General features: G+C 74.0%; 13 protein-coding genes. 6 read left to right on the forward strand and 7 right to left on the reverse strand.

Annotated features, from left to right (window positions below; translation table 11 throughout):
- Positions 1–2 precede the first annotated feature (2 nt).
- Both ACZ79I_RS39070 and ACZ79I_RS39075 read left to right on the forward strand, forming a co-directional pair.
- Complete coding sequence (locus ACZ79I_RS39070; RefSeq protein ID WP_471504568.1) at positions 3–3,239, forward strand: sarcosine oxidase subunit delta family protein; 3,237 nt, start codon at positions 3–5, stop codon at positions 3,237–3,239.
- Entirely contained in the window at positions 3,232–3,834 is a 603-nt protein-coding gene (locus ACZ79I_RS39075) for a sarcosine oxidase subunit gamma (RefSeq protein ID WP_471504570.1), read from the forward strand. The genes ACZ79I_RS39070 and ACZ79I_RS39075 overlap by 8 nt, the downstream gene beginning before the upstream one ends.
- Positions 3,835–3,904: 70 nt before the next feature.
- On the opposite strand, the gene ACZ79I_RS39080 is transcribed toward ACZ79I_RS39075, so the two are convergent.
- The 3 genes from ACZ79I_RS39080 to ACZ79I_RS39090 are packed head-to-tail and all read right to left on the reverse strand — an operon-like array spanning position 3,905 to position 5,459.
- On the reverse strand, positions 3,905–4,105 hold the full coding sequence (locus tag ACZ79I_RS39080; RefSeq protein ID WP_471504573.1) for a hypothetical protein: 201 nt from the start codon (positions 4,103–4,105) through the stop codon (positions 3,905–3,907).
- A gap of 59 nt (positions 4,106–4,164) precedes the next feature.
- Positions 4,165–5,025, reverse strand: coding sequence for a YhjD/YihY/BrkB family envelope integrity protein (locus ACZ79I_RS39085; protein WP_471504575.1), 861 nt, complete (start codon positions 5,023–5,025; stop codon positions 4,165–4,167).
- Complete coding sequence (locus ACZ79I_RS39090) at positions 5,022–5,459, reverse strand: hypothetical protein (protein ID WP_471504577.1); 438 nt, start codon at positions 5,457–5,459, stop codon at positions 5,022–5,024. Before ACZ79I_RS39090 ends, ACZ79I_RS39085 begins: the two co-directional genes overlap by 4 nt.
- A 125-nt stretch (positions 5,460–5,584) precedes the next feature.
- Between ACZ79I_RS39090 and ACZ79I_RS39095 the strand changes: the two genes are divergently transcribed.
- Entirely contained in the window at positions 5,585–5,893 is a 309-nt protein-coding gene (locus ACZ79I_RS39095; RefSeq protein WP_471505507.1) for an FCD domain-containing protein, read from the forward strand.
- Here ACZ79I_RS39095 and ACZ79I_RS39100 read toward each other — a convergent pair.
- The 3 genes from ACZ79I_RS39100 to ACZ79I_RS39110 all read right to left on the reverse strand — a co-directional run bounded on the left by ACZ79I_RS39100 (position 5,883) and on the right by ACZ79I_RS39110 (position 9,871).
- On the reverse strand, positions 5,883–7,124 hold the full coding sequence (locus ACZ79I_RS39100; protein ID WP_471504579.1) for a vWA domain-containing protein: 1,242 nt from the start codon (positions 7,122–7,124) through the stop codon (positions 5,883–5,885). The genes ACZ79I_RS39095 and ACZ79I_RS39100 overlap by 11 nt on opposite strands.
- Positions 7,121–8,392, reverse strand: coding sequence for an AAA family ATPase (locus ACZ79I_RS39105; protein WP_471504582.1), 1,272 nt, complete (start codon positions 8,390–8,392; stop codon positions 7,121–7,123). The genes ACZ79I_RS39100 and ACZ79I_RS39105 overlap by 4 nt, the downstream gene beginning before the upstream one ends.
- A 78-nt stretch (positions 8,393–8,470) precedes the next feature.
- A complete protein-coding gene (locus ACZ79I_RS39110) occupies positions 8,471–9,871 on the reverse strand; it encodes a hypothetical protein (protein WP_471504585.1) in 1,401 nt (466 codons plus the stop codon).
- Positions 9,872–10,208: 337 nt separating this feature from the next.
- Here ACZ79I_RS39110 and ACZ79I_RS39115 point away from each other — a divergent pair, with 337 nt between their 5' ends.
- Together ACZ79I_RS39115 and katG are read left to right on the forward strand one after the other, a co-directional pair.
- On the forward strand, positions 10,209–10,646 hold the full coding sequence (locus ACZ79I_RS39115; RefSeq protein WP_471504588.1) for a Fur family transcriptional regulator: 438 nt from the start codon (positions 10,209–10,211) through the stop codon (positions 10,644–10,646).
- A gap of 33 nt (positions 10,647–10,679) precedes the next feature.
- Positions 10,680–12,911, forward strand: coding sequence for a catalase/peroxidase HPI (gene katG / locus ACZ79I_RS39120; RefSeq protein WP_471504590.1), 2,232 nt, complete (start codon positions 10,680–10,682; stop codon positions 12,909–12,911).
- 79 nt (positions 12,912–12,990) lie between these two features.
- Here katG and ACZ79I_RS39125 read toward each other — a convergent pair whose 3' ends face one another.
- Positions 12,991–13,257, reverse strand: coding sequence for a hypothetical protein (locus tag ACZ79I_RS39125; protein WP_471504593.1), 267 nt, complete (start codon positions 13,255–13,257; stop codon positions 12,991–12,993).
- Between the two features lie 322 nt (positions 13,258–13,579).
- Between ACZ79I_RS39125 and ACZ79I_RS39130 the strand changes: the two genes are divergently transcribed.
- The gene (locus ACZ79I_RS39130; RefSeq protein ID WP_471504596.1) at positions 13,580–15,301 is read left to right on the forward strand and encodes a PP2C family protein-serine/threonine phosphatase; all 1,722 of its coding nucleotides are present in this window, start codon (positions 13,580–13,582) and stop codon (positions 15,299–15,301) included.
- Positions 15,302–15,355: the final 54 nt, after the last annotated feature.

Genomic DNA, 15,355 nt, shown 5'->3' on the forward strand with positions numbered 1-15,355 from the left:
CCATGCTGCTCATTGCCTGTCCTTGGTGCGGGCCCCGTGACGAGGCCGAGTTCCACTACGGCGGCCAGGCGCACGTGCCCTATCCCCAGGACCCGGCGGCCCTCACCGACGAGGAGTGGGCCCGGTACCTGTTCTTCCGCGACAACCCCAAGGGCCCGTTCGCCGAGCGGTGGAGCCACGCGGCGGGCTGCCGGCGCTGGTTCAACGCGGTGCGGGACACGGCGACGAACGAGATCCTCGCGGTGTACCGGCCGGGGGAGGAACGTCCGGTTCCCTTCGGGACACGGTCGGTACGGCCGGCCCGTCCGGCGTTCGAGCAGGAGATCCCTTCACGACCGGACGGGGGCCCGGAGACGGAACCCCCAGCGAGGTCCAGGGGCGGCAGCCCGGTACCGGGAAGGAGCGGGGCGGGGGAGAGGACCCAGCCGTTCCGCCTCCCCGCCCGCGGCCGGATCCACCGCGACGAACCCCTCCGCTTCACCTTCGACGGCACCGCCTACCAGGGCTACCGAGGCGACACCCTCGCCTCCGCCCTCCTCGCCAACGGCGTCATCCGGACCGGCACCAGCATCAAGCTCGGCCGCCCGCGCGGCGTCTTCTCGGCCGGCGTGGAGGAACCCAACGCCGTCGTCCAGATCGAGGCCCCCTTCCCCGAGCCGATGCTGCCCGCGACGACCGTGGAGCTGTACGACGGCCTGGCGGCGAGCAGTCTGCCCGCCCAGGGGCGCCTCGCCACCGGGCCGGACCCGGCGCGCTACGACGCCGTCCACGCCCACTGCGACCTCCTGGTCGTCGGCGCCGGCCCCGCGGGCCTCGCCGCCGCCGCGGCCGCCGCGGGCACCGGCGCCCGCGTCATCCTCGCCGACGAGCAGCCCGAACCGGGCGGCAGCCTGCTCGGCACGGGGGAACACCTCGACTGGGTGGAGGCGACCGCCGCGCGGCTGGGGTCCGCACCCGAGACGCGCGTACTGCGCCGCACCACCGTCTTCGGCTACTACGACGACAACCACCTCCTCGCCGTCGAACGCCGCACCAACCACCTCGGCGCGCGGGCCCCCGGCCACCGCGCCCGCGAGCGGGTGTGGCGCATCCGCGCCCGCCGCGTCGTCCTCGCCACCGGCGCCCACGAGCGTTCGCTGGCCTTCGCGGACAACGACCGCCCCGGTGTGATGCTGGCCGCCTCGGCCCGCGCCTACGTCCACCGCCACGGTGTGCTGCCCGGCCGCCGCGCGGTCGTGTTCACCACCAACGACAGCGCCTACCCGGCCGCACTGGACCTCGCGGCGGCGGGCGCCGGCGTCACCGCGATCGTCGACACCAGGTCCGAGCCGGGGGAGTGGGCCGACCGTGCCCGCGCGGCCGGGATCCGGGTGCTGCCCGGTCATGCCGTCATCGGCACCCGGGGCGGCGCGCGCCTCACCGCGGTGACCGTCGCCCCGTACGGGCGGCCGGCGGAGCGGCGGGAGTTCGCCGCCGACCTGCTGCCGGTCTCCGGCGGCTGGAACCCCGTCGTGCACCTCTTCAGCCAGGCGGGCGGGAAGCTGCGCCACGACGACACGCTCGGCGGCTTCGTCCCCGCCGGCTGCCGTCAGGCCGTGGAGGTCGCGGGCAGCGCGAACGGCGCCCTGGACCTGGCCGCGGTCCTCGCACAGGGCGCCGCAGCCGGCGCCCGCGCGATCGCGGCCGAGGGCCACCCGCCCCTGCGACCCCCTCTTCCGGAGGTCCCGGCGCGGCCGGCCCCGTCGCCGCCCATGCAGGTGTACGCCGTCCCCGGCGCCGACGGCGGACCCCGCTTCGTCGATCTCCAGCGCGACGTCACCGTCGACGACGTGGCCCGCGCGACCGGCGCCGGCCTGCGTTCGGTCGAGCACACCAAGCGCTACACCACCGCCGGCACCGCGAGCGACCAGGGCAAGACGTCCGGGGTGCTCGCCGGCGGCGTGGTCGCGGAGCTGCTCGGGGTGGACGTCCCGGACCTCGGCACCACCACGTTCCGGCCGCCCTACACACCCGTCTCCTTCGCCGCCCTCGCCGGACGCGACCGCGGCGCGCTGCACGACCCGGTGCGGGTGACCGCGCTGCACGACTGGCATGCCGCACACGGGGCGCTGTTCGAGAACGTCGGGCAGTGGAAGCGGCCGTGGTACTACCCGCGGCCCGGCGAGGACAGGGACGGCGCCGTCCTGCGGGAGTGCCGGGCGGCCCGCGAGGGCGTGGCGTTCATGGACGCCTCCACCCTCGGCAAGATCGACGTCCAGGGCCCGGACGCGGCCGTCTTCCTCGACCGCCTCTACACGAACATGATGAGCACCCTGAAGCCCGGCATGATCCGCTACGGCGTCATGTGCCGGCCGGACGGCATGGTCTTCGACGACGGCACCGTCCTCCGCCTCGCCCAGGACCGCTTCCTCACCACCACCACGACCGGCAACGCGGCCGCCGTCCTGGACTGGATGGAGGAATGGCTGCAGACCGAATGGCCCGGACTGCGCGTGCACTGCACCTCCGTCACCGAGCAGTGGGCCACCGTCGCCCTGGCCGGCCCCCGCTCGCGCGACGTCCTCGGCGCGCTCGCGCCGGCGCTGGCGGTGGACAACGCCGGCTTCCCCTTCATGGCATGGCGGGAGACGGCCGTCGCGGGCATCGAGGCCAGGGTGTGCCGGATCAGCTTCTCCGGCGAACTGGCCTACGAGATCAATGTGTCGCCCTGGCACGCGGTCGCGCTCTGGGAGGCGCTGTACGAGGCCGGTGCCCCGTACGGCATCACCCCCTACGGCACCGAGACCATGCACGTCCTGCGGGCGGAGAAGGGCTACCCCGTCATCGGCCAGGACACCGACGGCACCGTCACCCCGCACGACCTCGGCATGGCCTGGGCGGTGTCGAAGAAGAAGCCCGACTTCATCGGGAAGCGCTCCCACACCCGCGAGGACACCCTTCGCCCCGACCGCAAGCACCTGGTCGGCCTGCTCCCGGAGGATCCGGACGACCTCCTGCCCGAGGGCGCCCAGCTGGTCGCCGACGGCGTCCTGCCCGAGCCGCCGGTCCCGATGCTCGGTCACGTCACCTCCAGTTACCGCAGTGCGGCGCTCGGCCGGACCTTCGCCCTCGCGCTGGTCAAGGGCGGCCGGCAGCGGATCGGCGAGCGGCTTGCGGCCCCCGTGGGCGACCGCCTGGTCCCGGTGACCGTCGCCCACCCCGTCCTCTACGACCCCGAGGGAGCCCGCCGCGATGGCTGACACCGCCCCGCCCGCCCCGCCCCGCAGCCCCCTGGCGCACGCCGCGCGGCGACTGGCCGCCGCGACGCGCACCTCCCGCGGCGCCGTCCGGCTGGCCGAACTCCCCTTCCTGGCCCAGGTAGATGTGCGGCTCGACGGCAAAGGCCCGGCGGCGGACGCCGCCGCGCTCGCCCTGGGGCTCCCCCTGCCCCTCGAACCGAACACGGTCGTACGCGCCGGGGAGCTGACCGCGCTGTGGCTCGGCCCCGACGAATGGCTGCTGGTGGGCCCGCCCGGCACCCAGCGGGATCTGGAGACCCGGATCAGGGCGGCCGCCGGGGACGAGCCGGTGTCCGTCACCGACGTCTCCGCGCAGCGCACCACCCTCCTGGTCGCGGGACCCCGCGCCCGCGACCTGCTGGCCCACGGCTGTGCGCTGGACCTGCACCCGCGTGTGTTCGGCCCCGGACGCTGCGCCCAGACCACACTGGCCCGCACCCAGGTCGTGCTGGTCGCCCGGGACGAACCCGGGTCGGGCTTCTGGGTGCTGGTCCGTTCGTCCTTCGCCGGCTATCTGGGCGACTGGCTGCTGGATGCGGCGGTGGAATACGTGTGACGGCGCGGGCAGGGCCCGGTGACGCGCCGCGGCCCGGCGGCCGGCCGGGCCGGTACCGGCGTCGGCGTCGTCAGACGCCGTCCGGCCCGTCCCGCAGCGCGTGGTACAGCCGCTGCCTCAGGGCGAAGACCGCGCCGACGTCCGCCTCGGGTGCGAAACGCTCGACGAGGAGCACACGCAGCCGCGCGTCGTCGCCCGCGCGGACGGCCGACACGATCTCGTCGATCACCTGCTGCATGTCCGGCAGCACCCCGGCGTAGTGCTCTTCCACCGGGCCCGGGTATCCTCCGCCCGCCCGCGTATGGGTCCCCCGTTCGAGTGAATGAGGCGTCACGGACGGCGGTCACCGGGAGGTACGCCACGCGCACGGCGAGCGCCGTGCGCGTCGTGGACATGACGGCCCAGCAGGGCGCCCCCGAAGACCACGAATCCGACCCCGATGAGCCAGGACTGCACGACGAGAACGGTGCCCACGGCGCCGTAGGTGACCGCGTTGTTCACGATCAGCGGGGAGAAGACCTGGTAGGAGAACCAGCGCAGGCCGACCAGGCCCAGCAGCGTGGCCACCGCCCCGGGCAGCAGCGCCCGCCAGGGCACCCGCCGCCCGAGCAGGAAGTACTGGCCCCACCAGAAGAACAGCACGCCGAACACGACGGTGAGGGTGATGCGGGTGGCGGACCGCGGTGTTCCGCCCCGCAGCACCGTGCCGCTCTGCACCTCGGCGAACAGATACGCCGTCAGCGCCGCGAGCCACACGGCACGCCGCCACACGGTGTGCCACCGGCCCGCGGGCAGACCCCACACCCGCTCGTATCCCGTCTGCACGCTGGAGGCGAAGGTGAGTCCGAACAGCGCCAGGACGACCACGCTGAAGACGCTGGTCGCGCTCAGCACCCTGCGGGGCGCCGAGAACAGGCGCTGCACGGCGTCGGCGGGATGCCCAGACAGGCTCATGCCGTCGATCACCCAGGCGTCGAAGCCGCGATGGGGGAAGGGGGAGGCGGCGGCGACGACGATCAGCAGCGGTGCGAGGGTGACCAGGCCCAGTGCGGCGAACCCCATGGACCGGTGCAGCAGTTCCAGCTCGCTGCCGTGCCGGTAGAGACGCCGGGCGGCCGAGTCGTGCCGGCGGGAACTCCGCCCCGGCCGTGGGGGGCGGTCGTTCCCGGGCGGGTCTGAGGAACCCGTCATGCGTCCCCCGCTTCCCGGCCACCCGTCGGACGAAACCTCCCCGTCCTCGCCGTCACCCCGAGGGCCGGTGCCGTGAGGGCCGGTGCCGTGAGGGACACGCCGGACCGGGGCACACCCGTCTGCGGTCGCCGACTACGTCGAACTGCCCGGCGCGGGCACGTGCTGCGGCGCGGCGGGAACGTACTCGATCGGTGCCCCCTGCCGTCGAGGTACTGGCTCAGTTCCCGCACCCGGTCCCCGCCGAGGTGGTGGGCGAGGTGCGCGGCGCAGCCGCCCGCGGTGGTGACGATGGTGCCGGGCAGCCGCTCGCCGAGTGCGCGGGCCAGTTCGGCGCCGGTCGCGGAGTCGCCGTTGTGGGCGTGGAGCGCGCCGCAGCAGCCCTGGCCGCCGGGGACGGTCATCTCCGGGCACAGCTGCCGTGCGGCCCGGGACACCTTTCGGGTACAGGCCGCGTTCGACACAGCCGAGCATCAGCGACACCGGCGTCCCGGCAGACCGGTCGCCCGGCGCGTCCGCCGGGGGTGCGGCACCCGAGTGAGCCCCCTACGGGCTGGAAGATCTGTCGGTAACCTTCGTCGGATCCGACCTGCGTTTCCACCAGTCCCTCGTCGACGCCGTCGACAGCCCCCGTCTCAGCCGGCTCTACCGCGGCATCAAGGGCGAGATGCACCTGTGCATGGTGCAGACCCGGCACACCCCCGGGCGGGAGCGCATCGTCGCGGAGCACTGCGCGGTCCTGGAGGCGCTGCGCGCCGGCGACGCGGACGAGGCGGTGCGCCGGATGCGCGACCACCTCGACGGCGCCTGCCGGTCGCTGCAGCGGCTCTTCGAGGAGAAGGGCGACCGACCGGCCGCCGCTACCCGATGACGACCACGTGTGCCCACTCGGGCGGCGAGTCCGGCACATAGACGGGGTCGTCCCCGTCCCACGACCCCTCCGGCCGCCGACGGGGGAAGAGGCCCACCACCGTCCGGCACGGCGGCCGCCTGCCCGGCCAGGGCGTCTGGCCGTCGGTCAGGGCCACGATGACGTCCGGGCGGGGCCGTGCCCCGAGCGCCTTGGCGAAGCCCGCCCGCAGATCCGTACCCCCGCCGCCCACCAGCGGAATCCCCTGGGCACGGCACAGCGGGTGCGCGATCCGCGCCGCGGCGTCGCAGGGCAGCACGGTGATCAGATCGCGACGGCCGCCCACCGCGCGGGAGATGGCGGCCACCTCGACGAGCGCGCTGCCCAGTTCGGCGTCACTGACCGACCCGGAGGTGTCGATGACCACGGAGACCCGCGGCGGCCTGCGCCGGAGGCTCGGCAGAACGACCCCGGGCACCCCGGCCGAGCGCCGCGACGGCCGGCCGTAGGTGTAGTCCTCGCCGGCGCCCGGTCCGGAGGCCGCCGAGCGGACCGCCGCGCCGAGCAACTCCCGCCACGGCTGCGGCGGGTGGAACGCCTCCTCCGCCCACCGCCGCCACCCCCGCGGGGTGTTCCCGGGACGGGCGGTGATGCCCTGCGCCACCCGGAACCGGACCGCGTCCCTTTCCTGCGCGCTGAGCCCGTGTGCGCCGTCGGGTCCCAGGTCCCACTCCCGCTGCAGCCCGTCGGCGCCGCTGCCGCAGTCCAGCCAGGCCATGCTCTGCGTCCGCGGCCCGAGCCGGAACAGGCGCAGGTAGTCCTCCATCAGCTCCCCCTCGGGCAGCCCCAACGCCCCTGGTACGACGGCGTCTTCGGGTCGCACCAGCCCGTCACCGAACACGTCGTCGTTGATCTCGAAGTCCGCCGCGATGTTCATCCGCAGCCGTTCCCCCGGACCGGTCAGCCCCCGCTCCCGCGCGACCCGGTCGCTGCGCTCGTGATGGTCGCGCAGCAGGTGCGACACCTCGTGCACCCACACCCCGGCGAGTTCCTCCACCGGGGTGCGGTCCACGAACGCGGGCGAGACGTAGCACCGCCAGTGCCGGTCGACGGCCATCGTCGGCACCAGCCGCGACTCCACGGCGTGCAGGGCGAACAGCGCCGTCGCCAGGTAGGGCCGGGCCCGTGCGGCGTGCAGCCGGGCGGCGAAGAGCTTGTCGCGGTCCAGCGCCCCCGACACGTCCGGGGTCACCGGTCCGCCTTCGTGGCCAGGGCGGCCCGGGCCGCCGCGCGGTCCGCGCGCCGCGACAGGGACACCGCTCCGGCGAGCCGCTCGATCGATGCCGGAACGTCCCAGTCCTCCCGGCGCAGCGTGGCCAGGGTGGTCGCGGGCACGACCACCAGGTCAGGGGCTCCGGTCTCCACCGCCCGGACCAGCAGCGCCCATGCCGCGTCCCAGCGGGACCTCTCGGGGCGCTTGCGGACCGCGTCCACCACCGCGTCCAGCGCGGCCTGGCGCAGATCCCCCCGTTCGGGCAGGGCGGCACCCGCCGGATCGGCGAGCAGCACCTCGGGGTCCGGGAGGTCCATCCGGTCCATGGCGGCCAGCAGTTCCAGCCCCGGACCGTCCCCGACCGTGCCCCTGACCAGTGAGGACAGCACGTCACGGGAGGAGCCCGCCGCGGTCGCGAAGGCGATCAGACGCAGCGTCATCTCCCAGGTGCGGGGCGAGGGCCAGGGACCGCCCCGGCGGGCCTCGTTGCCGGGCAGCCGGTGCACCAGCCCGGGGCGGGCGGCGAGGAGCCCGCACACCGCACGGCGGGCGAAGGCCACGGCCTCGGGCAACCCCGTCGGGTCGAGCCGCGGCAGCGTCGCCCGCGGCCATGTCCCGCCGAGGCCGCGCACCACCACGTCCTGGTCGTGGGTCCACGGGAGATGGACGAACCGGTTGGCCAGCGGCGGGCTCAGCTCCCAGCCGTCGGCCGCGGAGGACCGCGGATTGGCGGCGGCCACGATCCTCACCCCGCGAGGCAGTTGGAGGGCGCCGATCCGCCGCTCGAGCACCAGTCGGAGCAGGGCGGCCTGAACGGCCGGTGGCGCGGTGGACAGCTCGTCGAGGAACAGCAGGCCCCGGCCGGTCCGCACCAGTCGTACGGCCCAGTCCGGCGGGGCCATGGGGACACCGTGTTCCGCGGGATCGTCTCCGACCACGGGCAGCCCGGAGAAGTCGGACGGCTCGTGCACGCTGGCGATCACGGTGGTCAGCGGAAGGTCCAGGGCCGTGGCCAGCCGGGTCAGGGCCGCGGTCTTGCCGATCCCGGGCTCGCCCCACAGGAGCACGGGCAGATCGGCGGCGACCGCAAGGGTCAGGGCCTCCAGTTGCGCGTCGGGGCGCGGTTCGGTGCCGGTGTCCTGCAGCAGCGTCAGCAACGCGTCGGCGACGTCGAGTTGGGAGGCGGGGGCCGGGACCGCGGGGGCGCCGGCTGTGGTGGACGGGGTGGAAGGGGCGTATGCGGGCATGGGCGATCACCTATGGGTTCGTGGCGGGACGAGCGGGAGCGGGGGCGAGGCCCCCGGAGTCAGCCGAGGCCCCCGGCGTCAGCGGGAGGCCGCGTGGCGCGGGCGGGAGCGGTGGTCACGGGGACGGGGACGACCCGGAAGGGTGCGGCCGGGTCCGGGCCCGAACAGGCCGGCCCTGAACAGCCCGTAGGTGATCCGCCGCCGCGCCGCCGCCTCCAGTTCCTCCCGCAGCGTGCCGCTGCGCAGCAGGGCGTCGGGCCCGAGCAGATCCTCGACGGCGGCGAGCGCACCGGCGGTGTCCCCGTGGACGAGGCGTGCGCGGATGTCGGGGAGGCAGTCAGGACGACGGTGCGCCTCGTCGATGGCCCGCAGGCACGGAAGCGGAGTGCCGGTCAGCGCGGCCAGCAACTCCTCCCGGCGGATCTCGTCCGGGGCGTGGTCCAGCGCGGTCAGCACCCCGTCGACCAGCCCGATACGATGCCGGGCTCCCCGGCACTCGACGAGGCGCGGTCGTCCTCCCCGGTCCGCCGGCCGGGACGGACCGGCCGGCCGGTGATCCGGTAGCAGCGCCGACGCGACCAGCGGATGCAGCCGGTCGGCCTCGATCAGCCCGGCGCGGAGCAGTTCCAGATCGGGCGGTACCCAGGTCGCCGCGTCGGGCAGGATCAGCATCCCGGAGGCACCGGCCTCCGCGGGCGCCGCGGGGATCCGCACCGCGGGCGGCTTGGTGCCGTCCTCGTCCGCGGCCACGTCCAGGACCAGCCGATGCCGCGCCCCGAGCCGCACGGCGACGGTCCCGCCGGACCGCCCGTGGGCGCGCAGCAGGATCCCCGCCTCGGCCGCCCACCGGTCGACGGCGCAGTGGCGTCCCCCCGGCACGGCGTCCAGCAGGTCCGGGTCCACCGGGGGCGGACCGCCGGCGGTCGGCCGGTCGGCCCCGGAGCGGATGCGCAGTTCCCCGGCCCGGCGCGCGTCCCACAGATGGCGGTGCAGGTCGAGGCGGAACCGCCGGTCGGGGTGGGGACGGGGACGACGGCGGGCGCCGGCGGGGCGGGACTCGTCCCACAGCGCGAGGCTGAACCGCTGACCGGCGTCGGCCCAGGCCGGCGGGGTCCGGGCCACGAGGTGCACCGGGCAGGCGCCGTCGCCCCCCTCGGCCCCGTACCGGGCCAGGGTGAGGGTCAGACCCGGGCGCAGCAGTCCGTCGGGAGCGGTCCTCGGCATGTGCCAGCGCAGGAGGTCGGGAGCCAGCCGGCGCAGGTCGGCCCGTACCCGGGCCGCCAGTTCCCGGCCGTACTCGCGCGCCACGGAACGCAGGTGGAGATCGACATCGATGCCTGCGGCGGCGCACGCCCCCGCCCAGTCCCCGGCACGGCGGCAGGCGGTCGCAGTCTCGATCACGGAGGGCGGCACGGCGTACTCGCGCACATGCAGCCAGAGGGAAAGGCGGGAATCCCCACGCGCGGTGTCGGTGAGCATCAGCACTCACCTTGCGCGGACGGGTCCCCCAATCTGCTGAGAGAGTGAGTCGTCATCGCGGTGATCGTATCGTCGCGTCCCGTGATGCGCCAGGTTCCCGCCCGCCGGAGCCCCGATCCGGGACGGGGGGCGCACTGGGCCCGCGAAGGTCTCTCATCACTCACAGGGCGGACATGTACGCGTTCCGTGACCGATCTGCCCCGGCTGTGACACCCTCAAGATCACCATCTGGGTGATATTTCCTGCTGTAACAGGACGAAAAGCGCCTGATTCCTTGTCAGATTTAGAACGATTCTTTTTCTTGAATCATTCGCGTTTGTGGAGGTAGGTTGGCGCCATGACCGCATCCCCGACGCCGACCACCGCCGAGGAGCTGCGCGGTGCCGGCCTGCGTGTGACGGCCGCCCGCGTCGCGCTGCTCGAGACCGTCCGGGACGGTGACCACCTCGGTGCCGAGGCGATCGCCTCCGGGGTGCGTGATCGCGTGGGCCAGGTGTCCGTGCAGGCCGTGTACGAGGCCCTCCACGCGCTCACGGCCGCGGGACTCGTACGCCGCATCGAGCCGGCCGGCAGCCCGGCCCGGTTCGAGGGACGCGTCGGGGACAACCACCACCACGTCGTGTGCCGGTCATGCGGTGCCGTCGCCGACGTCGACTGCGCCGTCGGTGAGGCGCCGTGCCTGACCGCGTCCGAGGACCGCGGCTTCTCGATCGACGAGGCCGAGGTCATCTACTGGGGCCTGTGCCCCGGCTGTTCCACCACCGGCAGCTCCTGAGCACCGTGATCCGCCTGGTCCGGAAGGATTCCCATGTCTGAGAACCATGATGCAATCGTCGTAGACGCCAAGTCGGAGGGCGAGGGCGGCTGCCCCGTCGCGCACGGGCGCGCCCCGCACCCGACTCAGGGTGGCGGGAACCGCCAGTGGTGGCCGGACCGGCTCAACCTGAAGATCCTCGCCAAGAACCCCGCCGTGGCCAACCCGCTCGGCGAGGAGTTCGACTACGCCGAGGCGTTCACGTCGCTGGACCTCCCGGCGGTGAAGCGGGACATCGCGGAGGTGCTGACGACCTCCCAGGACTGGTGGCCGGCTGACTTCGGCCACTACGGCCCCCTCATCGTCCGCATGGCCTGGCACAGCGCGGGCACCTACCGGATCAGTGACGGCCGCGGTGGCGCCGGCGCCGGCCAGCAGCGCTTCGCCCCCCTCAACAGCTGGCCGGACAACGTCAACCTCGACAAGGCCCGCCGCCTGCTGTGGCCGGTCAAGAAGAAGTACGGCCAGAGGATCTCGTGGGCCGACCTCATGATCCTCGCCGGGAACGTCGCCCTGGAGACCATGGGCTTCGAGACGTTCGGCTTCGGCGGTGGCCGGGAGGACGTCTGGGAGCCGGAGGAGGACGTCTACTGGGGTCCCGAGAGCACCTGGCTCGGCGACGAGCGCTACACCGGCGACCGGGAACTGGAGAACCCGCTCGGCGCGGTCCAGATGGGCCTGATCTACGTCAACCCGGAGGGCCCCAACGGCAACCCGGACCCGATCGCCGCGGCCCGCGACATCCGCGAGACGTTCCGCCGCATGGCGATGAACGACGAGGAGACGGTCGCCCTCATCGCGGGCGGCCACACCTTCGGCAAGACCCACGGCGCGGGCCCGGCGGACAACGTCGGCCCCGACCCCGAGGCCGCGCCGCTCGAGGAGCAGGGCCTGGGCTGGAAGAGCTCCTTCGGCACCGGCAAGGGCGGCGACACGATCGGCAGCGGTCTCGAGGTCACCTGGACGAACACCCCGACGACCTGGGACAACAGCTTCTTCGAGATCCTGTTCGGCTACGAGTGGGAGCTGTTCAAGAGCCCCGCCGGCGCGCACCAGTGGCGACCGAAGGACGGTGCTGGGGCGGGTACGGTCCCGGACGCGCACGACCCGTCGAAGAGCCACGCCCCGGCGATGCTGACGACGGACCTGGCGCTGCGGTTCGACCCGGTCTACGAGCCGATCTCGCGCCGTTTCCTGGAGAACCCGGACGAGTTCGCGGACGCCTTCGCCCGGGCCTGGTTCAAGCTGACCCACCGCGACATGGGCCCGGTCGTGCGCTACCTCGGCCCGGAGGTACCCACCGAGACCCTGGTGTGGCAGGACCCGCTGCCGGAGGTGACCCACGAGCTCGTCGACGACGAGGACGTCGCCACCCTCAAGGCGCAGGTCCTCGCCTCGGACCTGTCGGTGTCCCAGCTGGTGTCCGCCGCATGGGCGTCGGCCTCGTCCTTCCGCGGGAGCGACAAGCGCGGCGGTGCCAACGGCGCGCGCATCCGCCTCGAACCGCAGCGCGGCTGGGAGGCCAACGACCCCGACCGGCTGGCGACGGTGCTGCGCACCCTGGAGGGGATCCAGGAGTCCTTCAACGCCGCCCAGAGCGGTGGCAAGCGGATCTCGATGGCCGACCTGATCGTGCTCGCCGGCGGTGCGGCCGTCGAGAAGGCCGCCAAGGACGCGGGCTTCGACGTCACGGTCCCCTTCACGCCGGGCCGCACGGACGCCACGCAGGAGCAGACCGACGTGGAGTCGTTCGCCGCGCTGGAGCCGACCGCCGACGGCTTCCGCAACTACCAGGGGAAGAGCAACCGGCTGCCGGCCGAGTACCTGCTGCTCGACCGGGCGAACCTGCTGACGCTCAGTGCCCCCGAGATGACGGTCCTCGTCGGCGGCCTCCGCGTCCTGGGCGCGAACCACCAGCAGTCGCAGCTGGGGGTCCTCACCACCACCCCCGGGGCCCTGACCAACGACTTCTTCGTCAACCTGCTCGACCTGGGCACGACGTGGAAGGCGACGTCCGAGGACGCGAACACGTTCGAGGGCCGCGACACGGCCACGGGCGAGCTGAAGTGGGCCGGCAGCCGTGCCGACCTCGTCTTCGGCTCGAACTCCGAGCTGCGTGCGCTCGCTGAGGTCTACGCGAGCGACGACGTGAAGGAGAAGTTCGTGAACGACTTCGTCGCGGCGTGGGTCAAGGTCATGGACCTCGACAGGTTCGACCTGGCCTGACCGTGATCGACACGTCCGGGCCGGCCCGCACGGGCCGGCCCGGACGTGCTGGATGACGGTGCCCGTCAGGCGCGGGGCGTCAGGACCGGCTCCCACGCGTCACCAGGCGGATGCGCAGCCGCTGCAGCGGGGGCATGAGCCCGTAGATGACGATCGGTACCGCGATGGTGGCCAGGACGAGGGTCCGCACGACGATCGGGGCGCCGTCGAGCACACCGAGACCGCGCAGCAGCAACTGCAGCAGGGTCAGGGTCGGGAAGACCGCGACCCAGATCATCAGGGCCATGTGGTGTCTGGGCGGCGGGGCGGCGGGCAGCGGCGCGCGGGCCGTCGAGTGCTCGGACATGACAGGGTGCTCCTTCGGACAGGGGTCCCACGGCCGTATGCCGTCCGGGGACGGGAATCGTGCGCATGGCAGGGGCGCCGCGCGGACCGGCGGCGCCCGGTGCCCGTCACCACGACGTCGTGTGCCATGGCGCCCACCCTGCGGTGCGTCCGCGTTTTCGGCAAACGTCCTTGCCGATCCCGCAACGGCATCACCACTGTGGGGCGGGCGGTCCGGCGGCCGTACGCGTGTCACCTCCGCCCGACGGGGAACTCCGAGCAACGAGGCGGGAGCGGACGCCGAGGCGCAGCAGGGGGTCCTTCCGTCACGAGGAGGCAGGCACATGACGGACCCCGAGGCAGCGGACACCACCGGCAAGGGGCCCCCGGGGAGCGGGCAGGACGCGCTCGCGACGGTGCTGGAGGCGCTGGACGCCGGCGCGTACCTGACGGACCAGCGCGGACACGTCCTCGGCGTCAACGCCCGGGCCGAACAGCTCCTGGGCCGGCCCGCCGAGGGTCTGATCGGTGAGGACGCCCATGACCTGCTGCACCGCAACCGCCACGGGGAACCCGTACCGAGGGCCCAGTGCGCGGTGCGGGAGAGCATTCTCGCCGGCCGCACGGCGCAGGGCGCCGAGGAGTGGATGGAGCGCGGCGACGGCTCCCTGCTGCAGGTGTGCTGGCTGGTCACGCCCTGCGGCACCGCCGCCCGTCCCGAGGCCACGCTCGTGCTCTTCCACCCCTGTGCCGACCCCGCGACGCCCGGCGAGCGGGAGCCTCGCGCCACCGCCGCGCCGTCCGAGCTGGAGCGGCTGGCGCTGCTGGCCGAGACGACCACGAAGCTGACCTCCACGCTGGACGTGGACGAGGCACTGCGCCGCCTGGTCGCCCTGATGGTGCCGCGGCTGGCGGACTGGGCGGTCATCGACCTGATCACCGAGCGCGACGAGGTGCGGCGCTTCGCCGTCACACACGTGGAGGGCGGCGTCCTGGTGCAGCGCCGAGACCTTCAGGGGCCCCTGCCGCCCGTGCCCGAACAGTCCGCGCTGCCCCTGGCACGCGCACTGCGCGGTGTGGCCTCGGCGCTCGTGGGGCCGGAGACCTGGCAGGGTCCACCGGAGTCGGACATGGCGGCCGAACAGCACCGCCTGTTCGAGGTGACCGGCATGCACTCCGCGGCCATGGTGCCGATCCACGGTCTGCGGGAGGTGCTGGGGGCCCTGACCCTGGGCCGCTCCGAGCAGCCCGGGCCGTTCACCCCCGCCGACCTCGCGCTGCTGGAGGACATCGCCCGCCGTGCGGGACTGGCCCTGGACAACGCCCGCCTCTTCCAGCAGCAACGCCAGGTCGCCGAGACCATGCAGCGCCACCTGCTGCCCCAGCTGCCGCGGGTGCCCGGCCTGGACATGACCGCGCGATACGTTCCCGCCCCCGACGCCTCGCAGGTCGGCGGGGACTGGTACGACGCCTTCACACTGGCGGACGGCGCCACGGCCGTGGCCATCGGAGACGTCGTCGGCCACGACCTGAACGCCGCAGCCGGCATGGCGCAGCTCCGCAACATGCTCCGGGCCTATGCCTGGGCGCAGCACGAACCTCCCAGCAAGATCGTCGAGTGGCTCGACCACGCGTGCCGGCACATCGCGGAAGTCTCCATGGCCACCATGATCTTCGCCCGGATCACCATGACCGACGACGAGCGATGCGAGATGACCTGGACCAACGCAGGCCACCCACCGCCCTTGCTGATCACCCACGACGGCCTGGCCCGCTACCTCACCGGCGGTCACGGCATCATCCTGGGCACCGGCATCCGCGAGGCCCGCGCCGACGCGACCGTGCCCCTGCCGCCCGGATCCACGCTGCTGCTGTACACCGACGGTCTCGTCGAGTCCCGGGACCACTCCCTCGACGAGGGGCTGTCCCGGCTGAGCCGGCACGCGGCAGCCCTCGCCCACCGTCCCCTGAAGCCCTTCACCGATCAGCTCCTCGACCGCGCCCGCCCGCCCCGCAACGACGACGACGTCGCCCTCCTCGCCCTCCGCATCCCCATCCGGGCCTGAGCACGGGGCGGCTGGCGACGTCACCGCTGTGCGCGGCCGCCACCGACGCGAGAC

It is taken from the genome of Streptomyces sp. PSU-S4-23 (assembly GCF_055632315.1).